This window comes from Caballeronia sp. LZ008 (assembly GCF_031451435.1).
Classification (GTDB): Bacteria; Pseudomonadota; Gammaproteobacteria; order Burkholderiales; family Burkholderiaceae; genus Caballeronia; species Caballeronia zhejiangensis.
This window is the reverse complement of sequence record NZ_JARUXK010000001.1, coordinates 424,912-449,907: the sequence shown is the minus strand read 5'-3', so window position 1 is coordinate 449,907 and position 24,996 is coordinate 424,912. Positions and strand designations below refer to the sequence as shown.

Below are 24,996 nucleotides of genomic sequence, written 5' to 3'. Positions count from 1 at the left end.
GCGCGACGGCGCGGCGGCGACGTAAATCCTCCCGCCGCGCTTCGCGTCAGTGCTTACGCGCGGCACTCCGGCGGTGCGAGATTGCCTGGCAATGTCGGCGCCTGCGCAGGCGTCGGACCGGCGCCCGGCGCGGGCAGCGACGACTCGGTCTTCTTGCCCGCGAAGCATTCCCACGTCACCGACCCCGATTGCACGGAACCGCGGCTGAGCGACACGCGCGCCGTAGGTGTATCGGCGTTGTCGGGTGTCGAAGGCACGAGCACGAGCGTGTTCGAACCCGCCGGCGCGACGCGCGTCGTATAGGCGATCGTGATCTGCCCGTTGTCGCTGTCGACGTGAATCGACTCGACGTTGCGCGTGCCCGGCGGCGACGCGAATCCGCCCGCCAGATCCGCGCCGCTCGCCGCGTTCTCCGCCACTGCGAGGCGCGCGGCCGCCGCGAGCGTCATGCCCTCGCCCACGCGGCTTCGGGCAAGATAATCCTGATACGCCGGTATCGCATACGCCGCGACCACGCCGACGATCGCAAGCACGATCATCAGTTCGATCAGTGTGAAGCCGCGTGTCAGCGCATCTTTCGTGCGCCCGAACCACCATGCGCGCCGTTCGCGCGGCACGTCCAAAACCGAAGCCTTCGTCGTCATTGCTACTCCCTGAAAAACAGAAATGCGCCCTTCCGCGCAATGCGGTCAGGACGCTTCGATCGTATTCAGGGAGCCGCTCCGGCGGCAGTCAGCCGAACGGCCTAGGAGAAATCAACCCGCCGCGCGATTGCCGTCGGCGAGCGCGCGCCGCTTGAGCAGCCAGCCCAACGCGACGACAAGCAACGCGCCCGCCAGACGCGCCGCATATCCGACGAGTTCGGTATTGAGCGCGGGCCATCGGTCGATGAACGGATCGTCGATGATGAGGCCGCCCGCGATCCAGCCGAGCAGACCCGCGCCGAGCAGCACGACGGCGGGCAAGCGGTCGAGCAGCTTCAGCACCAGCGTGCTGCCCCAGACGATAAGCGGAATGCTCACGACCAGGCCGAAGATCACCAGCGTGAGCCTATGACGCGGATCGGCGGCTTCGGCCGCGCCCGCGATCGCGATGACGTTGTCGAGGCTCATGACGGCATCGGCGACGATGATCGTCTTCACCGCCGCCCACAGCCGGTCGGATGCGTCGATCTGATGATCGTCGTGGTCCGGCTGCATCAGCTTTACGCCGATCCACAGCAGCAGCAAGCCGCCGAGAAACTTGAGAAACGGAATGTCGAGCAGAAAGACCGCGAACGCGATGAGCACGACGCGCAGGATGATTGCGCCGAGCGTGCCGAACACGATGCCGCGCGTGCGCTGCCGATCCGGCAGATTGCGGCAGGCGAGCGCGATCACGACGGCGTTGTCGCCGCCGAGCAGAATGTCGATCACGATGATCTGAACGACCGCGCCCCAATGGAGCGTCGAAAAGAATTCAAGCATGAGGCTGAAATGAAAAAAGCGAGGAAGCAGCGCTCCCTCGCTTTTCAATGGCTTTTACGAAAGGAATCAGTAAGAGTACCAAACCCTCGCGTAATTTGCCTGCTTCGATCAGAGAACCGACTTCAGCAGACGTGCCATCTCCGACGGATTCTTCGTGACCTTGATGCCGCACGCGTCCATGATTTCGAGCTTGGCGTCAGCCGTGTCCGCACCGCCCGAGATCAGCGCGCCTGCGTGGCCCATGCGCTTGCCCGGAGGCGCCGTCACGCCCGCGATGAAGCCGACGACCGGCTTCTTCATGTTGTCCTTGATCCAGTAAGCGGCGTTCGCTTCGTCCGGACCGCCGATCTCGCCGATCATGATGACGGCGTCCGTTTCCGGATCGTCGTTGAACATCTTCATCACGTCGATGTGCTTCAGACCGTTGATCGGATCGCCGCCGATACCGACCGCCGACGACTGGCCGAGGCCCAGCGCCGTCAACTGGCCGACCGCTTCATACGTCAGCGTGCCCGAACGCGACACGACGCCGATGCGGCCCTTCTTGTGGATGTGACCCGGCATGATGCCGATCTTCAGCTCGTCCGGCGTGATCGTGCCGGGGCAGTTCGGTCCGAGCAGCAGCGTCTTGCGATTTTCGCGGCGCATGCGGTCCTTGATTTCGAGCATGTCGCGAACCGGAATGCCTTCCGTGATGCAGATCGCGAGATCGAGATCGGCCTCGACGGCTTCCCAGATCGCGGCGGCAGCGCCCGCGGGCGGCACGTAGATGACCGAAACGGTCGCGCCGGTTTCGGCCTTCGCTTCCTTCACGGACGCGTAAATGGGAATGCCTTCGAAGTCTTCGCCGGCCTTCTTCGGGTTCACGCCCGCGACGTACGCTTCGCGGCCGTTCGCGTATTCGCGGCAGGCGCGCGTGTGGAACTGGCCGGTCTTGCCGGTGATGCCCTGCGTGATGACCTTCGTGTCTTTGTTGATCAGAATCGACATGTAGTGACCTCTGTTCGTTTGGCGTCGCCATGCAAAAAGCCAGGCGCCGCCATTCGTATCTGGTGGAACGCTCTCTTAAGGCAACAAGCGAACGCGCTTACTTGCCTTCGGCCGCCGCGACGACCTTCTGCGCGGCTTCTTCCATGCTGTCCGCCGAGATGATCGGCAGGCCCGAGTCGGCCAGCATCTTCTTGCCGAGGTCTTCGTTCGTGCCCTTCATGCGCACGACGAGCGGCACCTTCAGGTCCACGGCCTTCGACGCAGCGATCACGCCTTCGGCGATCACGTCGCAACGCATGATGCCGCCGAAGATGTTCACGAGGATCGCCTTCAGGTTCGGGTTCTTCAGCATCAGCTTGAACGCTTCGGTCACTTTCTCGGTCGTCGCACCGCCGCCGACGTCGAGGAAGTTCGCCGGCTCGCCGCCGAACAGCTTGATGGTGTCCATCGTGGCCATCGCGAGGCCTGCGCCGTTCACGAGACAGCCGATGTTGCCGTCGAGCGAGATGTATGCGAGGTCGAACTTCGACGCTTCGACTTCAGCCGGATCTTCTTCGTCCAGATCGCGGTACGCGACGATTTCCGGATGACGGAACAGCGCGTTCGAATCGAAGTTGAACTTGGCGTCGAGCGCGATGACCTTGCCTTCGCCGGTCACGATCAGCGGGTTGATTTCCGCGAGCGATGCGTCGGTTTCGAAGAACGCCTTGTACAGGCCTTGCAGGATCGCGCGCGCTTGCGGGATCGATGCATCGGGAATGCCGATCTTGCGTGCGAGATCATCGGCGTCCGCGTCTTGCAGACCGGTCGACGGCTCGACGGCGAACTTGTGCAGCAGTTCCGGCGTCTTTTCCGCGACTTCTTCGATGTCCATGCCGCCTTCGCTCGACGCCATCACGACGATCTTCTGCGAAACGCGGTCGAGCACGAGGCCGACGTACAGTTCCTTCTTGATGTCCGCGCCTTCTTCGATCAGCAGGCGATTGACCTTCTGGCCTTCGGGGCCGGTCTGGTGCGTGACGAGCTGCATGCCGAGGATCTGGTTCGCGTATTCGCGGACCTGTTCGATCGACTTCGCGACCTTCACGCCGCCGCCCTTACCGCGGCCGCCGGCGTGAATCTGCGCCTTGACGACCCAAACCGGGCCGCCCAGCTCTTCCGCGGCCTTGACCGCATCATCCACCGAGAACACGGGTTTGCCGCGCGGGACCGCGACGCCGAATTTCCGCAGGATTTCCTTACCCTGGTACTCGTGAATCTTCATGCGTGATTCCTTCAGTCTGAGAGTTGGAGTGAACTTCTGTTTGCTTGAACCGCTGATTCTTTTCTTGTTTGAATTCCGTGCGTGAGCGCGAGCGCTGCTTGCGCGCTACGAGGCGGACTTTGTCTCCGGCCTGTCTTGCACCGTTGTTCCGGATCTGGATGGTTCGCCGGGGGCGTGGCCGAACCAGCGCGGGTAGTGTTCCCTGACCGCGGGTCCGTCGAAACGCAGCGCGTGGCATCGGCCGAGCTGAAACGGCGGCTCGTCGCGCTGCGCGTTGGCGTCGGCTTGCTTGAATGGATTGCCGTCCTCGATCTTCCAGACGTCGCCCGCGAATGCCTGAATGGCTGCGGTCGGCAAGACCCCGCACAACTCGGTGAGATGCGTGCAGCCGGCAGTGCCGCGCAGCAGCGTGTTGGCTTCGCGGCGAAAATTCTGGAGGAGATTGAGCCCGATGAGCTTGCGATAGACCGCATTGGACTCGGCGCACAAACCGCCATACGGCGCCCAGTCGGACGACGCTTCGACGTCGACGATGCTGAGTGTGCGATCGATGGTGATGCGCAGCCAGAGTTCATGGATCGGCAGGCCGTGCGGCCGGACGCCCGTCGCGAGCTGGAAGTCGCGCGGCTTCTCATCGGTTAGACAGGCTTCGATATCCCACAGGCCGTCGTCGCGTTCGAACGCTTCCACTCGAATCGCGCGGCTATGACGCAATTGTCGGGGAGCGGGAGGCGAGAGAGGCATGCTGGAGTGAGCCGGTACGGGGAAAACCGTGGAATTTTAGCATATCGGGTATTTCGAGCCGGGCATGTGCCTGACGAATGGAACGCGCGTGCGGATCAAGCCGAACGGGCGCTCAGTCGTCGACGATTTCCTCGCTCCAATCTTCGTCACCGCCCTTCAATATCTTGCCGATCGTACCGCTCGAAAAACCGCGCGCAGCCAGAAAGCGCGCCTGCTTGGCGCGCTCGGCGGGCGTCTCCGGCGGCACGCCGTATTTCTTTTCCCACACCGCCCTGGCGCGCGCGGTTTCGGACTGCGCGAGCTTGTCGGCGGTTTCGCTGATGAGCGTTTCGCCGACGGCATGCCGCTTCAGCTCGCTGATGATCCTGCTGCCGCCCATGCGCGACGCCCGCCGATGCACGACGCTCTCGACGAAGCGCTCGTTCGACAGCCAGCCATCGCGCTCGAGACTGTCCAACAGGGATTCGAGCGGAGCGGCTTCTTCGACGTACGGACGCAGCTTGCGCGACAACTCCGCGCGGCTGTACTCGCGACGCGACAGGAACGCGAGCGCGCGGCCCTTCAACGAGCGTTGCGGACGTTTGGGATTGTTGACTTCGTTTGCCGATGTCTTGCGGGTGCGCTGGCTGGAGCGGCTATAAACCGTTTCGCCGGAAACGGCTGGCGATGGCTCGGAAGGCACGCATTGTTCGAAGGGCTCGAATGGATCGGCGTCTTCGAATGGGTCCGGCGGGTTAGCGGACGGCGGGCTGCGATCGGCGGGAGGCGCCTTCGGCTGCGCTGTCGCCTGCTTCAGTAAGGCGCGAGCTTGTTCCAGGCGGGCCGCGCGATCATTCGCGTCTACGCTGCTTTCATCCCTTTTAACAGGCTCGAAAACGCGATGCGCCGACGCGAATGACTTCGCGCCGGCGCGTTCCTTGTTGCTGCGCCTGAAGCCGCCTGACTTCGACGATGCACCGCGCCGCTCGCTGCTTCGCTCGTAGCGATCGACGGAATCGGAATCGTCGCCGGTTCCGTTATCCGCCGGGTCTGCCTTGGATCCGAGCCGGCGCGTCTGCATCTTCCTTCAGGCTCGATGCTTACTCGTCGTCGGCCGCTGCGGCGCTTGCGACGACAGCTTCGCCCAATGCAGCGACGCCCAGCGATTCGCGGATCTTGTTCTCGATCTCGCGCGCGATGTCCGGATTTTCGCGCAGGAATTCCCGCGCGTTGTCCTTGCCCTGACCGATGCGATCGCCGTTGTAGCTGTACCAGGCCCCCGCCTTGTCGACCAGCTTCGCCTGCACGCCCAGATCGATGATTTCACCCTGACGCGAAATGCCTTCGCCATAAAGAATGTCGAAGATGGCTTCGCGGAACGGCGGCGAGACCTTGTTCTTCACAACCTTCACGCGCGTCTCGTTGCCGATGACTTCGTCGTTCTTCTTGATCGAACCGATACGGCGGATATCCAGACGCACCGACGAGTAGAACTTGAGCGCGTTGCCGCCCGTGGTGGTTTCCGGGTTGCCGAACATCACGCCGATCTTCATGCGGATCTGGTTGATGAAGATGACGAGGCAGTTCGTGCGCTTGATCGTGCCGGTGAGCTTGCGCAGCGCCTGCGACATCAGACGCGCTTGCAGACCCGGCAGCGAGTCGCCCATTTCGCCTTCGATTTCCGCCTTCGGCACGAGCGCCGCGACCGAGTCGATCACGATCATGTCGATGGAGCCGGAGCGCACCAGCGCGTCCGCGATTTCGAGCGCCTGCTCGCCCGTGTCCGGCTGCGAGATCAGCAGTTCGGGCACGTTCACGCCGAGCTTGCCGGCGTACTGCACGTCGAGCGCGTGTTCCGCGTCGATGAACGCCGCCGTGCCGCCGAGCTTCTGCATCTCCGCGATCACCTGCAGCGTGAGCGTGGTTTTACCCGACGACTCCGGACCGTAGATTTCCACGACACGACCGCGCGGCAAGCCGCCGACGCCGAGCGCGATGTCCAGCCCGAGCGAACCGGTGGAAACCACTTGAATGTCTTCGACCGCCTCACCTGCGCCGAGCCGCATGATCGACCCTTTGCCGAATTGCTTTTCGATCTGCGAGAGCGCGGCGGCCAGGGCCTTGCTCTTCTCCGCAGTCATGCCAGCGGGGCCTTTCTTGCTTTCTTCCATGAATCGTCCTTTGCTATGATGAACGGCGTCTGAGGCAGTGTTCACGGGGTTTTTCGCCGCTCGATCGAGCATACGAAACCGCCCTTCCCACTCACGCAGACACTGTATAAAAAAACAGTGGTTTTTGCAAGCCTGTCGCGGCGTGGCGCAGCTTTTTTTCCACGTCGCCCAAGCACGCAAGAACCACGAACACCTGGAGACCGCCGCGCCGGGCGACACACGGTGCCGGCAATGCCGATGCGCTTGATCGCGCATGCATGGCGTACAAAGGCGCACACGACGATGCGAATCCTCATTGCCGAAGACGACAGCATACTCGCGGACGGGCTCGTCCGATCACTCCGCCAATCGGGATACGCCGTCGACCATGTGAAGCATGGCGTCGAAGCGGACACCGCCCTTTCCCTGCAAACTTTCGACCTGCTGATCCTCGATCTCGGCCTGCCGCTGATGCCCGGTCTCGAGGTGCTGCGCCGCCTGCGCGCGCGCAATTCGCAGATGCCCGTGCTGATCCTCACCGCCGCCGATTCCGTCGACGAGCGCGTGAAAGGTCTCGATCTCGGCGCGGACGATTACATGGCGAAGCCCTTCGCGCTCAACGAACTCGAAGCGCGCGTCCGTGCGCTCACGCGCCGCGGCGCGGGCGGCGGTCCGACCGTCGTCCGGCACGGCTCGCTCGCCTTCGATCAGATCGGGCGCATTGCGACCATCGGCGATCAGGTCATCGATCTTTCGGCGCGCGAACTCGGCGTGCTCGAAGTGCTGCTGCAGCGAACCGGCCGGCTCGTATCGAAGGAGCAGCTCGTCAATCACCTGTGCGAGTGGGGCGAGGAAGTCAGCAATAACGCGATCGAGGTCTACGTGCATCGGCTACGGAAGAAGATCGAGCCGAGCGGCGCGAAGATCATCACGGTACGCGGTCTCGGTTACACGCTGGAGAAAGCGGCCGCCACGACGAACGGCGCGGGCGGGCCGCACGCCGGCGAGTCCGCCAGCCATCACTATAAGTAGGCCGCATGGCGTCGCCCGTTTCCCACGAAACTCAGCGAAACGCACAAGCGAACGACGACTCCGACGCGCTGCGCGACGCGCGCTACGCGAATCCGTTCGCGCCGCCCGACGAGCTCGAGCCCGACGCCGAAACGCATCCACGCTCGCTCTTCGGCGAGATTCTCGACTGGATGCTGGCGCCGCTGCTGCTGCTCTGGCCGATGAGCATCGCGGTGACGTATCTGGTCGCGAAATCGATCGCGAACGGGCCGTTCGACCGCGCGCTCGAAGCCGACGCCTACGTGCTCGCGCGCCAGATTCAGCCGGTAAACGGCGTCGCGGAACTCCGTCTGCCCGACGCGACGCGCGATTTCCTGCGCGCCGATAACGTCGACAGCGTGTTTTTCCAGGTGCTCGGCACGCGCGGCGAACTCGTCGGCGGCGATCGCGACATGCCCTTGCCGCACGACGACGATCGTCCGCAGCCGGGCATCGTCGAGTTTCGCGACGATGTGCTGCGCGGCAACGATATCCGCGTCGCATACACGACGGTCGATCTGCCCGGCCTCGCGCCCGGGCGCGATCCGCACAGCGCACAGCCGGTGCTCGTGCAGGTTGCGGAGACCCTCGACAAGCGCAGCCAGCTCGCCAACGACATCATCAAGGGCGTGATCCTGCCGCAGTTCGTGATCCTGCCGCTCGCGATCATCCTCGTATGGTTCGGGCTTTCGCGCGGGCTCGCGCCGCTGCACGCGCTGCAGTCGAACATCCGCGCGCGCCGCCCCGACGATCTGTCGCCGCTGCAGGCCGGCAGCGCGCCGCCGGAGATCGCGCCGCTCGTCGCGTCGTTCAACGACCTGCTCACGCGCCTCGAACAGAACATGGAGTTCCAGAAGCGCTTCATCGCCGATGCCGCGCATCAGATGAAAACGCCGCTCGCGGGCCTGCGCATGCAGGCGGAACTCGCGATGCGCCAGGACGTCTCGACGGAAGTGCAGCGCTCGCTAGAACAGATCGCGATGAGTTCCGAGCATGCCGCGCGTCTCGTCACGCAATTGCTCGCGCTCGCGCGCGCCGAGAATCGCGCGACGGGGCAGATATTCACGCGCATCGTCCTGACCGATCTCGCGCGGCTCGCGGTGCGCGACTGGGTTCAGGCGGCGCTCGCGAAACGCATGGATCTCGGTTACGAGGAGCCGCCGTTTGCGGTCGAAGTGGAAGGCAATGTCGTGATGCTGCGCGAGATGCTGTCGAACCTGATCGACAACGCGATCCGCTACACGCCGGCGGGCGGGCGCATCACCGTACGCGTGCGGACCGACGACGACGATCTCGATCTCGTGCATCTGGAAGTGGAAGACACGGGACTCGGCATTCCGGCGGCGGAGCGCGAGCGCGTGGTCGAGCGCTTCTATCGCATTCTCGGGCGCGACGGCGACGGCAGCGGACTCGGTCTTGCCATCGTCAAGGAGATCGCGGCGATGCACGGCGGCGCGCTCGCCATCGAGGATCACGTGTATCAGGACAGCCCGCGACTCGCCGGAACGCTTGTCCGCGTCAGTCTTCAGCGGGTTTTTCCTGCCCGGGACAAACCCTGAGCGCGAGCGCGGCAGATTCGCATTTCGCGCGCACGAAGCACGAGCATAGACGAATTTAGACGGTCGTTCGCATCACATATGCGCGGCTTCGGCGCAAATCCTCGTTTCGGACGTCACTCGCGTCCGGACACGCCGCGTCAGAACGCCGTAAGTTTTCGTTCCAATAATCCTTTGCACCGGGAGCCGCCTTATCGCGGACCGATGTAATCGAAAATCAGAACAGGAGACGATGCATGGCTACGGTCGAAGGGCGCGTGTCACACGCACCGATGACGGCGGAGGAGAAGAAGGTCATCTTCGCTTCGTCGCTCGGCACGGTGTTCGAATGGTATGACTTCTATCTGGCGGGCTCGCTCGCCGTCTATATCAGCAAGACCTTCTTCTCGGGCGTCAATCCGACGGCCGGCTTCATCTTCACCTTGCTGGGCTTCGCGGCGGGCTTCGCGGTGCGTCCGTTCGGCGCGATCGTGTTCGGGCGGCTCGGCGACATGGTCGGGCGCAAGTACACGTTCCTCGTGACGATCGTCATCATGGGTCTGTCGACGTTCCTGATCGGCTTCCTGCCGGGATACGCGACCATAGGCATCGCGGCGCCGATCATCTTCATCGCAATGCGGTTGTTGCAAGGCCTCGCGCTCGGCGGCGAATACGGCGGCGCGGCGACGTATGTCGCGGAACATGCGCCGTCGAACAAGCGCGGCGCGTGGACGGCGTGGATCCAGACCACGGCGACGCTCGGCCTCTTCATCTCGCTGATCGTGATTCTCGCGGTCCGCACGATCATGGGCGAAGAGCAGTTCGGCGCTTGGGGCTGGCGCATTCCGTTCCTCGTATCGATCCTGCTGCTCGCGATCTCGGTGTGGATTCGGATGAAACTGCATGAATCGCCGGTGTTCGAGCGCATCAAGGCGGAAGGCAAGACCTCGAAGGCGCCGCTCAAGGAAGCGTTCGGCGAGTGGAAGAACCTGAAGATCGTGCTGCTCGCGCTCTTCGGTCTGACGGCGGGACAGGCGGTCGTGTGGTACACGGGCCAGTTCTACTCGCTCTTCTTCCTCACGCAGACGCTCAAGGTCGATGGCACCAGCGCGAACATCATGGTCGCGGTGGCGCTGCTGATCGGTACGCCATTCTTCGTGTTCTTCGGGTCGCTGTCGGATCGTATCGGCCGCAAGCCGATCATCATGGCGGGCTGCCTGATTGCCGCGCTCTCCTTCTTCCCGCTCTTCAAGGCGCTCGCGCACTACACGAATCCGACGCTCGAAGCCGCGACGCAGAAGTCGCCGATCGTCGTCATCGCCGATCCGGGCGAGTGCTCGTTCCAGTTCAATCCGGTGGGCACGGCGAAGTTCACGAGCTCGTGCGATATCGCGAAGAGCGCGCTGTCGAAGGCCGGTCTCAACTATGAGAACGTGGCGGCGCCGGCGGGCACGCAGGCGCAGATCAAGGTCGGCGAAACGGTGGTGAACACGTACGACGGCAAGGCCGCCGACGCGAAGACGCAAGGCGCGGCGTTCGACAAGACGCTCGCCGGCACGCTGAAGAGCGCGGGTTATCCGGCAAAGGCCGATCCGGCGCTGATCAACTGGCCGATGGCGATCGTGGTGCTGACGATCCTCGTGATCTTCGTGACGATGGTCTACGGCCCGATCGCGGCGATGCTGGTCGAGATGTTCCCGGCGCGCATCCGCTATACGTCGATGTCGCTGCCGTATCACATCGGCAATGGCTGGTTCGGCGGCTTCCTGCCGGCGACCGCGTTCGCGATCGTCGCCGCGAAGGGCGATATCTACTCGGGCTTGTGGTATCCGATCGTGATCGCGTTGATCACCTTCGTGATCGGCATGCTGTTCGTGAAGGACACGCGCAAGTCGAATGTCTATCACGAGGATTAATCGACGGGCTTCTGCGCGATTTGTTAAATAAATCGCGCAGAAGGGGTTGACACCCGCTTCGACGCTCGCCATAATCTCGTCTTCTTTCGGCGAATTAGCTCAGTCGGTTAGAGCGACGGAATCATAATCCGCAGGTCCGGGGTTCGAGTCCCTGATTCGCCACCAGCTTCAAGAAAAAGCCGCTGTTCCACAAGGACAGCGGCTTTTTTGTTTTCTGCGCGCGACCGCTCTCCACGTCGCGCTCATGCTTAAATAGCGCGTCCGCTTCCTCAAGCATCCAGAACGTGCCCACCTTCGACCAACTCGCGGCGACGATCCGCGACCGCTTCCCCGATCTGAGCCCGCAATTCCAGGCCGGCGCCGCCTTCCTTCTCGACTATCCCGACGAAGTCGCCGTCCTCTCGATGCGCAAGGTCGCCGAGCGCGCCAAGGTCCAGCCCGCCGCGATGGTCCGTCTCTCCCAGCAACTCGGCTTCCCCGGCTGGAACGAGTTGCGCGAAATTTTCGTGAGCCGCGTACGCACGCGCCCCGAACCGCTGACGACGCGCGCCCGTTCGCTCGTCAAAGGCGGCGCCGACAATCACCTGAGCCGCGATCTCGCACACGCGCAATCGCACAATCTCGAACTCACGCTCGCGCAAAACGCGCAGAGCGTCGTCGATACGGCGAAGACGCTCAAGAAAGCGCCGCATGTGCACGTCGCGGGCTTTCGGTCGTGCTATCCCGTCGCGTTCGGCCTGCTTTATGGATATCGCCTGTTTCGGCCGTCGGTGAGTTTGATCAGCGGCGAAGCGGGCACGCTCGAAATGCAACTGCGCGGCATCGAGAAAAAGCACGCAGTGGTCGTCGTCAGCTTTGCGCCGTATTCCGTCGAAGCCGTGCGCGTCGCGCAGGCGGCGATCGAGCGCGGCGCGAAACTCATCGCGCTCACTGACAGCGCCGTGTCGCCCATCGCGCTGAACGCCGATCACACGCTGATCTTCGCGCACGAATCGCCGTCGTTCTTTCCGTCGCTCGTCGCGGCGTCGGCGCTGGCGGAGATGCTCGTCGCGCATCTGCTCGCGCTCGAAGGCAAGGACGCCGTCGCACATCTCGAACAGGCCGAAGCCGCGCTGCACGCGCACGGCGCCTACGCGGCGAGCTAATCGGCCGAGCGTTGCGTCACACGCGATATTGACAACATATGTTGTTATCACGCTAGAATGCCACATCGCGTGTTGCACGCGCATTCCGCATTCGAAAGGCAGGCACCATGACCACGGTATTTCATCGCGCGCCGCGCGCCACGCTTCCGGTCGCCGTCCGCGGCGACGGCATCGAGATCGTCGATTCGACCGGCAAACGCTACATCGATGCATGCGGCGGCGCAGCCGTCTCGTGTCTCGGACACAGCCATCCGCGCGTGATCGAAGCCATCCAGCGGCAAGTGCAGCAGTTGCCGTACGCGCACACGTCGTTCTTCACGACCGAGCCCGCCGAAGAACTCGCCGACCGGCTCATCGATGCCGCGCCGAAAAATCTCGGCCACGTCTACTTCGTGTCCGGCGGCTCCGAAGCGATGGAAGCCGCGCTCAAGCTCGCGCGCCAGTATTTCGTCGAGAAAGGCGAACCCGCGCGCCGGCATTTCGTCGCGCGCCGGCAGAGCTATCACGGCAACACGCTCGGCGCGCTCGCGATCGGCGGCAACGCGTGGCGGCGCGAGCCCTTCCTGCCGATGCTGATCGAAGCGCATCACGTCACGCCCTGCTTCGCGTATCGCGAACAGCGGGCGGGCGAAACCGACGAAGCCTTCGCGCAACGTCTCGCGGATGAACTCGAAGCGAAGATTCTCGAACTCGGAGCCGAATCGGTGGCGGCGTTCGTCGCGGAAACGGTCGTCGGCGCGACGGCGGGCGCGGTGCCGCCTGTGCGCGAATACTTCCGCAAGATCCGCGCGGTCTGCGACAAATACGGCGTGCTGCTGATCCTCGATGAAGTGATGTCGGGCATGGGCCGCACGGGTCATCTGTTCGCGTGCGAGGAAGACGGCGTGTCGCCCGATATTCTCGCGATCGCGAAGGGTCTCGGCGCGGGCTATCAGCCGATCGGCGCGACGCTCGTCAGCAACGCGATCTTCGATACGATCGTCGGCGGCTCGGGCTTCTTTCAGCACGGCCACACGTATATCGGTCACGCGACGGCGTGCGCCGCGGCGCTCGAAGTGCAGAAAGTCATCGCCGAAGACAAACTGCTCGACAACGTGAAGGCGCGCGGCGAACAACTGCGCGCGTTGCTGCGCGAGCGGCATGCGGATCATCCGTTCATCGGCGATGTGCGCGGCCGCGGCCTGTTCACCGGCGTCGAACTGGTTCAGGATCGCGCGGGCAAGATGCCGTTCGATCCGAAGCACAGGCTGCACGCGCTCATCAAGAGCGAGGCGATGAAGCGCGGCCTCATGGTGTATCCGATGGGCGGCACCGTCGACGGCCGCATCGGCGATCACGTGCTCATCGCGCCGCCGTTCATCACGACGAGCGCGCAAATCGAGACGATCGTCGAGCGGCTCTCCGATTCAATCGATGGCGCGCTTTCCGTCATCCAGTGAGAACAAACATGAAGAAGCGACTTCCCGATTTCGACATCGCGCAGGCTTCCGATGCGCAAAGAGCCGTGTTGCAGGACATCGTGAGGGGACCGCGCGGCAATCTGAACGGGCCGTTTCTCGGTTGGATCTTCAGCCCGGAACTCGCGCAGCACGCGCAAAAACTCGGCGCGTTCTGCCGCTACGAGACCGGCCTGCCGCTGCGCCTTTCCGAGCTTGCGATTCTCGTGACCGCGGCGCGCTGGCGCTCGCAGGCGGAATGGCACATTCATCATCCGATCGCGCTCGATGCCGGCCTGCCCGCCGATCTCGCCGAAGCGCTGCGCACGGGAAAGACGCCGACATTCGCCGATGCCGACGACAAGCTCATCTTCGATTTCGCCAGCGAACTCTACGACACGAAGCGCGTGAGCGATGCGACCTATGACGCCGCCGTCGCGCGCTTCGGGCACACGGTCGTCGTGAATCTCGTCGGCTTGCTGGGCTATTACGCGCTCGTCGCGATGACCCTCAACACGTTCGCGATGCGCGCCGAAGGGCAGACGGATCTGCCCTTCGCGGAATGACGCGCGCGCCGTCGCGCTATTCGAACGCCTTGTCGTTCGGTTCGGCGTAGAGCTTCTGCATCGCTTCGCTCATCGGAAAATCGAAGTTGATGTTCTTCGGCGGCACCGGCTTCATGAACCACTTGTCGTACATCGTCTTGATCTCGGGGCTTTTCATCACCTGACTCATGGCGTCGTCGACGAGCTTTTTGAACTCGGGATCGTCGCGACGCATCATGAAGCCGTACGCCTCCGACGACTGCGGCGTACCGACGAGCACCCAGTCCGACGGCTTCGCCGTCAGCGAGCGCGTGCCGGCGAGCAGCACGTCGTCCATCATGTAGGCCACCGCGCGGCCGGTTTCGAGCGTCGCGCGCCCTTCGCCGTAATCCTTCGCGCTGATGATGCTCATGTTCATCTTCTTCTCTTCGTTCATCTTGCGAAGAATGCGCTCGGACGTCGTGCCCTGATTCGTCACGACGGTCTTGCCCGCGAGATCGGGAAAGTCCTTGATGCCGGAATCCTTTTTCGTCAGCAGACGCGTCGTCGCGACGAAGAACGTGTCCGAAAACGCGACCTGATTCTGCCGCGACGTGAGATTCGTCGTCACGCCGCATTCGAGATCGACCGTGCCGTTCTGCACGAGCGAAATCCGATTCTGCGATGTCACCGGAATGAAGCGCACGCGTAGATCCGGATGCTTCGTTTTCGCCTTGACCGCATCGATCACCTTGTTGCACAAGTCCTGCGAAAAGCCGATGACGTCGTTGTTCGCATCGACGTACGAAAACGGCACCGACGTCTCGCGATGCCCGATCGCGATGAGATTGGCGCTCTGGACCTTGGCAATCGTGGATTGGCCGTAGCTTGCGCCCGCAACCAGAGATAACGCGACAGTCGATGTGAGCAACGACGCAAATTTCATGACGTCCTCTTTGAGAGTGGAATGATACGTATGTTGCCATCGACAAAATTAACGCAACATATGTATTCACCCTAGGCCACATCGCACGGCGGCCTCTTGCGACTTTTACTTACAAATGTCACAGCACATGCGTCCACCGTCGTCGTCGCGCGGCGTTATAGCTGGCAGGCATCCGGCGGTTACGCGCCTTAAGACACAGCTAATTTTCCGGTGCGATGATGCTTCCAACGTCAAACGCATCCAAACGCATCCAACGCATTCGCGTCCCGGCGCGACAGACAGCACCGGCGTTAGGCGAACACCTTTTTCGGGAGCACTGCCGTGAAGAAGAAATCGACGAACATGAAATCCGCCCGTCCCGCGATGTCGCCGCTTCTGCGCGCGCTGACCTACAGCCGCGCCGCCCGCGAACCGATGATCGACGCGATGCTGCTGCGCTGCTATGTGGCGCTCGACGCGTTTCATCGCGGACACGGATCGCAGCCGCTCTTCATGACGCTATGCCGTCACATGTTGGTCGCGGAAGAGTTGTGCCAGTTGGGCCACGCGGCGGAATGCGACCACGACATCACGCTTGCGCACGAAGCGCTCGTCGAACTGGACGCGCGTCATTCGGACGAAGGCGTCTGGACGCTCGATGCCGGTCAGCACGCACGTCTGTGCACGGCGCTCGCCGTTTTCGCGGCGCAACTGGAAGAAGCGACGCTCGAGCACATCGCGCAGGCGGAAGCGCGCATGGTCACGCAATCGCTCGTCGCGGCGAACATGCGTTCGGGTATCGGGCGTGTGGAAACGGTGTCGTCGGCCGACTGAAGATCGCTTCGCGGATCGGGACTTCCCCCGCAGATGCTTATCAATTTGCGAATGTGTTTGCGAGCGTACATTCTTAGGAATGGCCATTTGCAATACTTTTTCCAGCGCACGGGGGGCAGCAGCAAAACGCGCTGAGAGACCGACAAACAGGATGGGCGGCACTCGATCAGGTCGTGGGTAAAAGCAAAGCGCGAGAATAAAAAAGCAAAGCGCGAGTTTTTGCCAACGGCGCGACGAGTCGCAGGCGAAAGAGGCCAGCGCCCCGACAAAGAAGCTCAAAAGCCGGCATTCGCCGGCTTTTTCTTTGATGCCGTTGGATCGGTCAGCGGACGGCCGCGAACACGGTGCGCGCGCACTCGCTGCACCAATGGCGCGACACCGCATCGGGAGTCGCATCCCAAACGTGACCGTACGCGCATCGCCAGCTCAAGGGCGTCGCGGCATCGACATAGCGGTGCGAAAGCAGCGCGCCGCCGCGCGCTTGCGCGATGTCCTGCAGACGCTTCGTCTCCAATTCGCGCCGCTCGGTCGCGCAATTCATGCAGCGCACGTTCTGCGCGATGTCGAGCGTCTTGTCCCAGCGATGCCCGCGCCCGCAATCCCAGAGCACAAGCTGCTTTGCGCCGGCCTGGCGCGACGCCTGATCGCGATAGCGCGACGCTTCGTCCATCAGGCGAAGGCGCGTGTCGTATGTCACCGAATCACTCATCGTCGTCATGCCCGGAATCAGCGTTGACCGCCGCGGATCGCTTCGGAACGCGACGTCGTCACCACGGTGCCATCCGGTCCGAAGTGCACGTTGAACATGGCGTCCTGATTCACGCCGTCTTCGAGCCAGTGCCAGCTCCAGACGCGCTCCTTCTTCAGCCGATACTCCGCGATTTCGGTCGGCTTGCCGAGCAGTCTGCGCACTTCGTCCATCGTCATGCCGAGGCGCACTCTCGCGAAGTTCTCGGCGGTCAGCACCTGCGTCACGGAAACGAAATGCCCGCGGGGGTCGAGATCGACCATGTAGGTGTTCGTGCCCGCCGGGCCGCGCGGATATTCGAGGCGCTTGCTTCCGTCGGTGAACGTGCGCTCCGTCTCGGGTTCGCCCATTTGGTCGCGGATCTGCGCCTCGGTCGTCACGCCGGGCTGCAGGTTCTTGAGCAGCAAGTTGTCCGGCTTCACTGCATTGAAAAATGCCTTGAGCTTGTTCAACGCTTCCTCGCTCTGCTGCTGCTCGCAGCCGGAAAGCAGCGACGTCAGCGACGCCGCGGTCAGCGCGGCGATCATGATCTTCTTCACCTTTCGGCTCCCTTCCCGCCCGGCCAGGAATCAGCCGCCGGCCGCGCCGAGCAACGGCATCGGATCGACCGCGGTGCCCGACTTTCTCACTTCGAAATGCAGCGCGGGCGTGCCGCCCGGGCCGGTGCCCATGTCGGCGATGGTCGCGCCCTGCTTGACGGAATCGCCTTCCTTCACGAGCAGCTTCTCGTTGTACGCGTAGGCGGTCAGATAATCGTTGCCGTGCTTGACGATGATCATGCGCCCGTAGGAACGCAAGCCGCTTCCCGCATACACGACCTTGCCCGACGCCGCTGCCTTGACTGGCTGCCCGACCTTGCCTTCGATGTCGATGCCCTTGTTGCCGCTCGCGCCGAACTTGCGCACGACGTCGCCGTGCGCGGGCCAGACGAAGGTGCCCTTGGATGCAGTCGCGGTGACTGCGGATTGATGTTCTTCGCTGGCCGCAGCGGCGGGCTTTTCCGCCGCTGGCTTCTGCGCCACCGATTTCTCCGGCGTCGGCAGAAGCGGCGGCTGCGCCATCTTCGATCCGGCGGTCGCCGAACTCACCGTCGTTGACGACGCACCCGGCGGCATCACGCGCAACACCTGCCCGACGTTCACCTGCCTGCTTTCCGGCAACGTGTTCCACTTGGCCAGATCAGCGGGCTTCTGCTTGAAGGTGCGCGAAATGCCGTAAAGCGTGTCGCCCGGCTTAACGCGATAAAAGCCCGGTTCGACGGGCGCGGGTGTCGTCGGCCCGAGCGGCACGACTGGCGCGGGCGTCACGATCGGCGACCCGCTCTGCACCACCGGCGGCGCGCTCAGCGCGGAACTTTCGACGATCGGCGCGGGCTCGCGCGGCGTCGATGAACATCCCGTCAATCCGGCAGCCAACCCCGCTGCGAGCGCCACGCCCGCGATCGCCCCGCGCGGGCCCGATCCGAAACCTTCCTTGTGCATCACCACCAGCTTTCTCATGCTTGTCGTCTTGAACTTTTTCAACCAATTCCGCCAGCATAAAACATTACAGATACAAATTCGCCTCAGTGACCTAAACGACACACTTCGCCCAAGCGCCGACCGAACCTTTTGGCAATCCAAATTTTTGACGTATTTTGCCCCGGCCATGTGTCATCTGTCGTCCGCGCTGTTTGCCGACGCTGCATCGACAATCCTTGACAGTTGACAATCCCCCGCCACGGTCATTTCCGCTACATTGCCCGCGCCCGATTGCAGGTCCCGCCTGCGTCCCGCATCTCTCAATTCGACTGGAGTCTCAACGCATGCAAATCATGCAACACGGAATCATCCTCAGCCTCATCATCGGCGGCGTGGCGGGCTGGCTCGCCGGCCTCATCATGAACGGCGGCGGCTTCGGCGTGATCGTCGACATTCTCGTCGGCATCGTCGGCGGTGTGATCGGCGGATGGCTCTTCAGCACGCTCGGCATCTCATTCGGCGGCGGCATCCTCGGCACGCTGATCACCGCGGTGATCGGCGCGGTCGTGCTGCTTTTCGTGATCCGCCTGTTCCGGCGCCGTTAAGCGGTTTCGCGGCGTGAGCGAGGCCGGCATCCGACGGCCTCGCGCACCCCGCTTTTCCTCAAGCCTTCGAATTGCGACGGCTCATCTTCCATAGCGCGCCGATCGCCACCGGCACGATGGCCGCGCCGATCCCCACCAGCACGATCACGTTCAGATACTGCTTGATGAACGGAATGTTGCCGAAGAAATAGCCGAGCAACACGAGCAACAGCACCCAGATGAGCGCGCCCAGAATATTGAAGAGCTGGAAGCGCCCGTGACTCATCGACGACACGCCCGCGACGAACGGCGCGAACGTCCGCACCACCGGCACGAAACGCGCGATCACGATCGTCTTGCCGCCGTGCTTCTCGTAGAAGTTGTGGGTCTTCTGCAGCGCGGCGCGGTCCAGAAATCGTTCGAGCACGGGAATGTTCGTATCGAAAACTTTCGGCCCGATGGCGCGGCCGATCCAGTAATTCACCGTGTTGCCGGTCACGGCCGCGATGAGCAGCAGCGCGATCAGCGCGAAGAGATCCATTTCGTGCGACGCGGCGAACGCGCCGCCGATGAACAGCAGCGAATCGCCCGGCAGGAACGGAAACACGACGAGCCCGGTTTCGCAGAACACGATCAGGAACAACACCGCGTACACCCAGGCGCCGTAATTCTGGATGAAGACACCGAGCGACTTGTCGATGTGAAGGATGAGTCCCAGGAATTGCAGCAACGTGTCCAAAAATCTTTCCTCAAAAAGTAAGCCGGCGCCGGAAAAGCGGCGCATCGGCAACAAATGCGGGAGTCGCGCCATGATACCGAAGTGGCGCGGCGCCGGGCTCGCTCACACGAATGTTCACCCGGAAGCGCGCGCAACCCGGGCGCCCGAAAGCCCCACAGGAAAGATCAGGCTCCGGCCGGGTCGCTAAATTGGCAGCGCCTTGTTATAGGCCGCGATTTTCCCAAAAAATTCCTCCAGCCACTCGAGCGTCGTGCTGCCGACCGGCTGCACGATGCCGATATGATCCACGCCGGCGATCGGAGGATGAACGTACCAGACGCCCTTCTTCGGCGGATGAGCGGGGTTGTCCCCGACGAACTCGTGCGCGTGCCCGATCGGGTACTGCGCCGACGGAACCGGGACGCAACCGTCATTGGGACGCCAGTTCAGGAATCCGCCCGCAAGATCCCTTTCATTGAGGCCGAGCGCCGCGCCGCCGCCGAGGAGCAACGGGTTCATGTTCGACATCGGAACACGCGTGTCGGCGAGGCCGGGCACCGTTCCATCGGCGCAATACGACGCGTAATAAGTGTGCGGCGACGTCTTTACCCAGATGTTCTGCAGTCGGGCCGCGGCGAAGGAAAGATCGTAGATTGCGCTGTCAGTCGTCTTCCAGGCCTTGCTGAGCATGATCTTTTTGGCGTATTCGACCAGATCCTCGCCCTTCTCGCGGTGGATGCCCCACTGCTTCAAGTCGAAGTCGAAAAGCAGATCGCGGTTATCGGCGCCGCACAGGCTCGCCAGGCTCAATAGCAGGTCGGACATCGGCTCGCCGAGATCGTCTGCGACCGGGGTGCCGTTGTTGACGCCAGCGATGGACGTGATGCTATGTACCCATTGCTTGCCGCCCTTGAAGAGTTCGGAGGTGCCGGCTTCCCGCGAACTCGGCGCGAAGGCAATTTCATCCGGATCGCCATGTTCCAGCAATTGCACGAGAGTGCGGATGGTCGGACCGCCCATGCTGTGCCCGATCAGATGAACCTTGTGTTCTTCGCTCCATTCGGGAAATACGCCGGGATACGAACGTCCATAACGTTCGTGGCCGTAACGCGCCGAATGTACCGCGCCGTAATCCACCACGCCGCCCTTCAAGAAATAATAAAGCTCGCAGGCCCGGTCCCAGTTGCTGGATAACGGTCCGACCGCAGCGGTGAAAGTCTGGTAACCCCTATTATTGAGATATTCCTGAATATCGCCTGTGCCGCCGAAATAGCGATAAATCTTGCTCGTCAGCGTTTCGCGACCCCAACCGCAAAACCCATGCACGAGCACATTCGGAAAGTTGTTTCCGCTTTTACCGTTTGCCGCCACACGACTTTTCTGAGTTTTTGCTTCCGCGTTCTTATGACTGGAATGCGCGCCTGCCTGCTGGCCTTTCGTCGGCGGCGCTTCGGTCACGGCATGATTTCCAGTCGGTTTCTTTTTTTCTGAAGCGATACGGTACATGAATTATCCTTTTTCTGAAGTTTCGAAAACATAACCCAATACATTTGGCCTCCGGCGGAATCCCGTGGCTGAATCGCTCTGCATTTGCGGATAACCGGCATGATCAAAATCGTCGCGGCCATACGAAAACTCTGAAACAATTAATGCCCGAAATGATTATTAGGCCGTGACGATTACCCGATTCAACAGTCGCGAACGCGGCATTCGAAACACAAACGAATTCATACTCAGCAGGAATCGCCGCCTCGATGGCAAACAAATTGGCGGTGCGAGCGAAATATTGCGTGAGTGAGATCGACGGATTGATTGCGCGCGGCCTGGCAGAACTCTCTTGCGGCGGCGTAATGCATTGTACGCGTCGACCCGAAAAAAACTCAGTAATGCAAATAAATTGCGGCGCAAGAAAGTCCCGCTCTGGCCCGCGCTCTTGGATACGTGCGCGCCCGGACCGATGCAGCCGGCCACCCGAAGCCCGAACGTTGCGAATCGTTATAATTTCGCCATGTCCGACCTAAACGAAACCTCCGCTGGCGCTTCGACAGCCGATGCCGGGCGCCGTCCGCGCGCCATCGCCCCGCTGCCCGATCAGCTCATCAGCCAGATTGCCGCTGGCGAAGTGGTGGAGCGGCCTGCGTCGGTCGTCAAGGAACTGCTGGAAAACGCACTCGACGCCGGCGCGACGACACTGCGCATCACGCTCGACGAAGGCGGCGTGAAACGCATCGTGATCGCCGACGACGGCTGCGGCATTCCGCCGAACGAGCTTCCGCTCGCGCTGATGCGCCACGCGACCAGCAAGATCCGCTCGCTCGCGGAACTCGAAGCCGTTGCGACGCTCGGGTTTCGCGGCGAGGCGATTGCGTCGATCGCGTCGGTTGCGGAACTGTTCATCACGAGCCGCACCGAAAGCTGCCCGCACGCGACGCGCATCGACGCGCAAACCGGCGCCATCTCGCCCGCCGCGGGCACCGTCGGCACGACAATGGAAGTGCGCGAGCTGTATTTCAACACGCCCGCGCGCCGCAAATTCCTGAAGAGCGAGCAGACCGAGCTCGGGCATTGCCTCGACGTGATTCGCCGCACGGCGCTCGCACGGCCCGACGTCGCGATTTCAGTGATGCACAACGGCAAAGCCGTCGAGCACTGGAACGCGAGCGATCCGCAGACGCGCGTCGCGAAGATTCTCGGCGAGGTGTTCGAAACCGCGCATCTGCCGCTCGACGAACGCGCCGGGCCGCTTGCGGTCTACGGCTGCGCCGGTTTGCCGACCGCGAGCCGCGGGCGCGCCGATCAGCAATATTTCTTCGTGAACGGCCGCTTCGTGCGCGACAAGCTGCTCACGCACGCCGTGCGCGCCGCGTATGAAGATGTGCTGCACGGCAATCGCTATCCGGCGTACGTGCTGTTTCTCGATTTGCCGCCCGAATCCGTCGATGTGAACGTGCATCCGTCGAAGATCGAAGTGCGCTTTCGCGATTCGCGCTCGATTCATCAATACGTCTTTCACGCCGTGCAGCGCGCGCTGGCGCGGCATGCGGGCGCGTCGCCGGAAACGACGGCGGGCGGACACGCGGCGCAATTGCAGCCGACCGGCCCGGCTTCGTTCAGCGCAAAGCCTTTCGCCGGCACGCCGGATTCGCTCACGCTGAAAAGCGAGAACGGCACGAACTGGATGCGCCAGTCGCGCATGACGCAGGGCACGCTGCCCGTCGCGCAGCCGCTCGCGCTTTACGACGCGCTGTTCGGTCGCAAGGACATCGGCGCGGGTACGTCAGGCGCGACGACGACCATCGACACGCCGTATCCGTCGATGAACGAGCGCCCTCCCGCGCCGCTGATCGCCAGTGACAGTGCGGACAGTGCGCTCGATCACGCCGATGAACAGCCGCTCGGTTTCGCCGTCGGCCAGATTCACGGCATCTATGTTTTGGCGCAGAACGCGCGCGGCCTCGTGATCGTCGACATGCATGCCGCGCACGAGCGCATTCTTTACGAGCAATTCAAGCACGCGCTCGCCGATCGCGCGATCGCGGTGCAGCCCCTGCTGATTCCCGTGTCGATGACAGCGGAGCCGGTCGAGATCGGCATCGTCGAGGAAGAGCGCGCGACGCTCGATGCGCTCGGCTTCGATCTCGCGGTGTTGTCGCCGACGTCGATCGCGATCCGCGCCGTGCCCGCGTTGCTGAAGGACGCCGACCTGCAATCGCTCGCGCGCGCCGTGCTCGCCGATCTGCACGCCTATGGCGGCTCGCGCGTGCTCACCGAACGTCAGCACGAATTGCTCGGCACGCTCGCGTGTCATAACGCGGTGCGCGCGAATCGCCGGCTCACGCTCGACGAGATGAACGCGCTCCTGCGCCAGATGGAAGCGACCGAGCGCGCCGATCAGTGCAATCACGGCCGTCCGACGTGGTATCAGCTCACGCTCGCCGATCTCGACCGACTCTTCATGCGCGGACAATGAGCGCTTCCGCCTTGCCTGTTGCGTGTCTTCTCGGGCCGACGGCGTCGGGAAAGACCGCGGCCGCGCTGGCGTTCGCGGCGCTGCATCCGGTGGAAATCGTCAGCGTGGATTCGGCGCTCGTCTATCGCGAGATGGATATCGGCACGGCCAAGCCGAACGCCGAGGAGCGCGCGGCGGCGCCGCATCATCTGATCGATATCATCGATCCCGCCGAAACGTATTCCGCCGCGCAGTTTCGTGCGGATGCGCTGCGGCTCGTCGGCGAGATCGTCGCGCGCGGCAACGTGCCGTTGCTGGTCGGCGGGACGATGCTGTACTACAAGGCGCTGACGCAAGGTCTGAACGATCTGCCGACCGCCGATGCCGACGTGCGCGCCGCCCTCGACGCCGACGCCGCCCGCGATGGCTGGCCCGCGCTGCATGCGCGGCTCGCGGCGGTCGATCCGCAAACCGCCGCGCGGCTTGCGCCGAACGACTCCCAGCGCATCCAGCGCGCGCTCGAAATCTTCATGCTGTCCGGCCAGCCGATGTCCGCGCTGCTCGCCGCGCCGCGCGTTCAGGATGCGGATGCGCCGTATCGCTTCGTGCCGGTCGCGCTGGAGCCGTCGGATCGCGCGGTGCTGCATGCGCGCATCGCCGCACGTTTCGATGCGATGCTCGCGCACGGCTTCATCGACGAAGTGCGCGCGTTGCGTGCGCGCGGCGATCTGGATCTTTCGATGCCGTCGATGCGCTGTGTCGGCTATCGGCAAGCGTGGGACTATCTCGACGGCACGACGGGTTACGACGAGATGCGCGACAAGGGCATTTTCGCGACGCGGCAGTTGTGCAAGCGGCAGTTGACGTGGCTGCGCGCGATGCCGGAGCGAGTCGTGGTGGATTGCTGCGCGGGGGACGCGACGGAGCGGGCGGTAGCAGCGATTAGGAAAACTTCGAAAGTCTGAAAAGTCATACTGAAATTTTGCACACGATCGTTCTATAAGCTCAGTATCAAAAGGCTTCGCTGAGCGGCGCCACTGCGCCACGGGCTTGCCAATGTCAGACAGTCACGGCCGCGGCCGAAAGCTTCCAAGGCAGGAAGGACACTTTAACGCTCCTGATGCCGCGGCTGTCGTTTCCGTCCGGCGATACAGCGTTGATGCCACCTGGCTCGAAGATGTACGTGCCGCGCTACGAGGCGCTTACGACGTTCCTTCGGGTCGATCTATCCGAAAAATACAGCGACCCACGCACGCTCGATCAATTGAGCGCGTGGTACAAGCGAGAAATCCAATCGTTTGGCGGCCATCGCTACATGTGGGTGCAGGGGACCTCTATCGGGCTGCTCACGGAGAGCGCGAACTGGATCGTCGAATACAACGGCGCGTTGTACAAGGGCGAGTTGCTTACACCCGGATTGCGCCCGCCTTACCTGCCCAACGGCGTTTCGCACGTCGATCCAAGACCGGCCTATAACAAGACAGCTATGGACTTCCTCCTCACGCAACTGGGGCCGAATCCGCAGCAAATTCGGTCGCCTTACATGCGGCCGATGTAATCCCCAAACAAAAAACCCTCG

Annotated in this window: 24 protein-coding genes and 1 tRNA gene; 12 read left to right on the top strand and 13 right to left on the bottom strand. The window is 62.9% G+C overall.

What is annotated here, in order from left to right; genetic code table 11:
* Window positions 1–53: 53 nt before the first annotated feature.
* The 7 genes from QCE49_RS02160 to recA all read right to left on the bottom strand — a co-directional run bounded on the left by QCE49_RS02160 (window position 54) and on the right by recA (window position 6,614).
* Window positions 54–644, bottom strand: coding sequence for a pilin (locus QCE49_RS02160; protein ID WP_008351347.1), 591 nt, complete (start codon window positions 642–644; stop codon window positions 54–56).
* A gap of 111 nt (window positions 645–755) precedes the next feature.
* Window positions 756–1,466, bottom strand: coding sequence for a TerC family protein (locus QCE49_RS02155; protein ID WP_008351349.1), 711 nt, complete (start codon window positions 1,464–1,466; stop codon window positions 756–758).
* Between the two features lie 108 nt (window positions 1,467–1,574).
* Entirely contained in the window at window positions 1,575–2,456 is an 882-nt protein-coding gene (gene sucD, locus QCE49_RS02150; RefSeq protein ID WP_008351350.1) for a succinate--CoA ligase subunit alpha, read from the bottom strand.
* Window positions 2,457–2,553: 97 nt separating this feature from the next.
* Window positions 2,554–3,720: an ADP-forming succinate--CoA ligase subunit beta gene (gene sucC, locus QCE49_RS02145; RefSeq protein WP_008351353.1), complete on the bottom strand. Its 1,167-nt coding sequence runs from the start codon at window positions 3,718–3,720 to the stop codon at window positions 2,554–2,556.
* 105 nt (window positions 3,721–3,825) lie between these two features.
* A complete protein-coding gene (locus QCE49_RS02140; RefSeq protein WP_034470713.1) occupies window positions 3,826–4,464 on the bottom strand; it encodes a DUF2889 domain-containing protein in 639 nt (212 codons plus the stop codon).
* Window positions 4,465–4,576: 112 nt separating this feature from the next.
* Window positions 4,577–5,524: a recombination regulator RecX gene (recX, locus tag QCE49_RS02135; RefSeq protein WP_250456566.1), complete on the bottom strand. Its 948-nt coding sequence runs from the start codon at window positions 5,522–5,524 to the stop codon at window positions 4,577–4,579.
* Between the two features lie 19 nt (window positions 5,525–5,543).
* Window positions 5,544–6,614 (bottom strand): recombinase RecA, encoded by a 1,071-nt coding sequence (gene recA, locus QCE49_RS02130; protein ID WP_008351360.1) that lies wholly within the window; start codon window positions 6,612–6,614, stop codon window positions 5,544–5,546.
* Between the two features lie 282 nt (window positions 6,615–6,896).
* On the opposite strand from recA, the gene QCE49_RS02125 reads away from it, so the two are divergent.
* The 7 genes from QCE49_RS02125 to QCE49_RS02095 all read left to right on the top strand — a co-directional run bounded on the left by QCE49_RS02125 (window position 6,897) and on the right by QCE49_RS02095 (window position 14,241).
* Window positions 6,897–7,625 carry a response regulator transcription factor gene (locus tag QCE49_RS02125; protein ID WP_034470819.1) on the top strand — a complete coding sequence of 243 codons (729 nt, stop codon included), beginning with the start codon at window positions 6,897–6,899 and terminating at the stop codon, window positions 7,623–7,625.
* 5 nt (window positions 7,626–7,630) lie between these two features.
* The gene (locus QCE49_RS02120) at window positions 7,631–9,202 is read left to right on the top strand and encodes a sensor histidine kinase (protein ID WP_008351363.1); all 1,572 of its coding nucleotides are present in this window, start codon (window positions 7,631–7,633) and stop codon (window positions 9,200–9,202) included.
* Between the two features lie 233 nt (window positions 9,203–9,435).
* Window positions 9,436–11,094, top strand: coding sequence for an MFS transporter (locus QCE49_RS02115; protein WP_008351365.1), 1,659 nt, complete (start codon window positions 9,436–9,438; stop codon window positions 11,092–11,094).
* A gap of 88 nt (window positions 11,095–11,182) precedes the next feature.
* A tRNA-Met gene (locus QCE49_RS02110) sits at window positions 11,183–11,259 on the top strand.
* Window positions 11,260–11,378: 119 nt separating this feature from the next.
* The gene (locus QCE49_RS02105) at window positions 11,379–12,239 is read left to right on the top strand and encodes a MurR/RpiR family transcriptional regulator (protein WP_008351367.1); all 861 of its coding nucleotides are present in this window, start codon (window positions 11,379–11,381) and stop codon (window positions 12,237–12,239) included.
* 107 nt (window positions 12,240–12,346) lie between these two features.
* Complete coding sequence (locus QCE49_RS02100) at window positions 12,347–13,678, top strand: aspartate aminotransferase family protein (protein ID WP_250456567.1); 1,332 nt, start codon at window positions 12,347–12,349, stop codon at window positions 13,676–13,678.
* Window positions 13,679–13,686: 8 nt separating this feature from the next.
* Window positions 13,687–14,241 carry a carboxymuconolactone decarboxylase family protein gene (locus QCE49_RS02095; protein ID WP_250456568.1) on the top strand — a complete coding sequence of 185 codons (555 nt, stop codon included), beginning with the start codon at window positions 13,687–13,689 and terminating at the stop codon, window positions 14,239–14,241.
* A 16-nt stretch (window positions 14,242–14,257) separates the two neighbouring features.
* Here QCE49_RS02095 and QCE49_RS02090 read toward each other — a convergent pair whose 3' ends face one another.
* Window positions 14,258–15,145, bottom strand: coding sequence for a glutamate/aspartate ABC transporter substrate-binding protein (locus tag QCE49_RS02090; protein ID WP_034470816.1), 888 nt, complete (start codon window positions 15,143–15,145; stop codon window positions 14,258–14,260).
* Window positions 15,146–15,466: 321 nt separating this feature from the next.
* On the opposite strand from QCE49_RS02090, the gene QCE49_RS02085 reads away from it, so the two are divergent.
* Window positions 15,467–15,958, top strand: coding sequence for a hypothetical protein (locus tag QCE49_RS02085; RefSeq protein WP_008351375.1), 492 nt, complete (start codon window positions 15,467–15,469; stop codon window positions 15,956–15,958).
* A 322-nt stretch (window positions 15,959–16,280) separates the two neighbouring features.
* Here QCE49_RS02085 and QCE49_RS02080 read toward each other — a convergent pair whose 3' ends face one another.
* From QCE49_RS02080 to QCE49_RS02070, 3 genes are read right to left on the bottom strand one after another with little or no spacing between them, the layout of a single operon-like run.
* Window positions 16,281–16,676 (bottom strand): hypothetical protein, encoded by a 396-nt coding sequence (locus QCE49_RS02080; RefSeq protein WP_008351376.1) that lies wholly within the window; start codon window positions 16,674–16,676, stop codon window positions 16,281–16,283.
* Between the two features lie 8 nt (window positions 16,677–16,684).
* A complete protein-coding gene (locus QCE49_RS02075; protein WP_250456665.1) occupies window positions 16,685–17,233 on the bottom strand; it encodes an outer membrane protein assembly factor BamE in 549 nt (182 codons plus the stop codon).
* A gap of 42 nt (window positions 17,234–17,275) precedes the next feature.
* On the bottom strand, window positions 17,276–18,205 hold the full coding sequence (locus tag QCE49_RS02070) for a peptidoglycan DD-metalloendopeptidase family protein (protein ID WP_250456569.1): 930 nt from the start codon (window positions 18,203–18,205) through the stop codon (window positions 17,276–17,278).
* Between the two features lie 314 nt (window positions 18,206–18,519).
* Between QCE49_RS02070 and QCE49_RS02065 the strand changes: the two genes are divergently transcribed.
* On the top strand, window positions 18,520–18,771 hold the full coding sequence (locus tag QCE49_RS02065; RefSeq protein ID WP_250456666.1) for a GlsB/YeaQ/YmgE family stress response membrane protein: 252 nt from the start codon (window positions 18,520–18,522) through the stop codon (window positions 18,769–18,771).
* Window positions 18,772–18,829: 58 nt separating this feature from the next.
* Here QCE49_RS02065 and QCE49_RS02060 read toward each other — a convergent pair whose 3' ends face one another.
* Window positions 18,830–19,489 (bottom strand): DedA family protein, encoded by a 660-nt coding sequence (locus QCE49_RS02060; RefSeq protein ID WP_008351380.1) that lies wholly within the window; start codon window positions 19,487–19,489, stop codon window positions 18,830–18,832.
* Between the two features lie 183 nt (window positions 19,490–19,672).
* Window positions 19,673–20,974 (bottom strand): triacylglycerol lipase, encoded by a 1,302-nt coding sequence (locus QCE49_RS02055; RefSeq protein ID WP_250456570.1) that lies wholly within the window; start codon window positions 20,972–20,974, stop codon window positions 19,673–19,675.
* Between the two features lie 502 nt (window positions 20,975–21,476).
* On the opposite strand from QCE49_RS02055, the gene mutL reads away from it, so the two are divergent.
* From mutL to QCE49_RS02040, 3 genes are all read left to right on the top strand, one after another.
* Window positions 21,477–23,438, top strand: a complete 1,962-nt coding sequence (gene mutL, locus QCE49_RS02050) for a DNA mismatch repair endonuclease MutL (protein WP_175979827.1) — start codon at window positions 21,477–21,479, stop codon at window positions 23,436–23,438.
* Complete coding sequence (gene miaA, locus QCE49_RS02045) at window positions 23,435–24,382, top strand: tRNA (adenosine(37)-N6)-dimethylallyltransferase MiaA (protein WP_244807702.1); 948 nt, start codon at window positions 23,435–23,437, stop codon at window positions 24,380–24,382. The genes mutL and miaA overlap by 4 nt, the downstream gene beginning before the upstream one ends.
* 155 nt (window positions 24,383–24,537) lie before the next feature.
* Window positions 24,538–24,975, top strand: a complete 438-nt coding sequence (locus QCE49_RS02040; protein ID WP_250456571.1) for a hypothetical protein — start codon at window positions 24,538–24,540, stop codon at window positions 24,973–24,975.
* The last annotated feature ends 21 nt before the right edge of the window (window positions 24,976–24,996 follow it).

Bases quoted from the DNA above. Each gene is read 5' to 3' on its own strand.
- QCE49_RS02040 (WP_250456571.1), top strand. From the start codon at position 24,538: ATGCCGCGGCTGTCGTTTCCGTCCGGCGATACAGCGTTGATGCCACCT.
- QCE49_RS02140 (WP_034470713.1), bottom strand. From the start codon at position 4,464: ATGCCTCTCTCGCCTCCCGCTCCCCGACAATTGCGTCATAGCCGCGCG.
- QCE49_RS02065 (WP_250456666.1), top strand. From the start codon at position 18,520: ATGCAACACGGAATCATCCTCAGCCTCATCATCGGCGGCGTGGCGGGC.
- mutL (WP_175979827.1), top strand. From the start codon at position 21,477: ATGTCCGACCTAAACGAAACCTCCGCTGGCGCTTCGACAGCCGATGCC.
- QCE49_RS02120 (WP_008351363.1), top strand. From the start codon at position 7,631: ATGGCGTCGCCCGTTTCCCACGAAACTCAGCGAAACGCACAAGCGAAC.
- QCE49_RS02090 (WP_034470816.1), bottom strand. From the start codon at position 15,145: ATGAAATTTGCGTCGTTGCTCACATCGACTGTCGCGTTATCTCTGGTT.
- recA (WP_008351360.1), bottom strand. From the start codon at position 6,614: ATGGAAGAAAGCAAGAAAGGCCCCGCTGGCATGACTGCGGAGAAGAGC.
- QCE49_RS02160 (WP_008351347.1), bottom strand. From the start codon at position 644: ATGACGACGAAGGCTTCGGTTTTGGACGTGCCGCGCGAACGGCGCGCA.
- sucC (WP_008351353.1), bottom strand. From the start codon at position 3,720: ATGAAGATTCACGAGTACCAGGGTAAGGAAATCCTGCGGAAATTCGGC.
- QCE49_RS02055 (WP_250456570.1), bottom strand. From the start codon at position 20,974: ATGTACCGTATCGCTTCAGAAAAAAAGAAACCGACTGGAAATCATGCC.
- QCE49_RS02125 (WP_034470819.1), top strand. From the start codon at position 6,897: ATGCGAATCCTCATTGCCGAAGACGACAGCATACTCGCGGACGGGCTC.
- sucD (WP_008351350.1), bottom strand. From the start codon at position 2,456: ATGTCGATTCTGATCAACAAAGACACGAAGGTCATCACGCAGGGCATC.
- QCE49_RS02100 (WP_250456567.1), top strand. From the start codon at position 12,347: ATGACCACGGTATTTCATCGCGCGCCGCGCGCCACGCTTCCGGTCGCC.
- recX (WP_250456566.1), bottom strand. From the start codon at position 5,524: ATGCAGACGCGCCGGCTCGGATCCAAGGCAGACCCGGCGGATAACGGA.
- QCE49_RS02115 (WP_008351365.1), top strand. From the start codon at position 9,436: ATGGCTACGGTCGAAGGGCGCGTGTCACACGCACCGATGACGGCGGAG.
- QCE49_RS02095 (WP_250456568.1), top strand. From the start codon at position 13,687: ATGAAGAAGCGACTTCCCGATTTCGACATCGCGCAGGCTTCCGATGCG.
- QCE49_RS02080 (WP_008351376.1), bottom strand. From the start codon at position 16,676: ATGACGACGATGAGTGATTCGGTGACATACGACACGCGCCTTCGCCTG.
- QCE49_RS02155 (WP_008351349.1), bottom strand. From the start codon at position 1,466: ATGCTTGAATTCTTTTCGACGCTCCATTGGGGCGCGGTCGTTCAGATC.
- miaA (WP_244807702.1), top strand. From the start codon at position 23,435: ATGAGCGCTTCCGCCTTGCCTGTTGCGTGTCTTCTCGGGCCGACGGCG.
- QCE49_RS02075 (WP_250456665.1), bottom strand. From the start codon at position 17,233: ATGATCGCCGCGCTGACCGCGGCGTCGCTGACGTCGCTGCTTTCCGGC.
- QCE49_RS02070 (WP_250456569.1), bottom strand. From the start codon at position 18,205: ATGAGAAAGCTGGTGGTGATGCACAAGGAAGGTTTCGGATCGGGCCCG.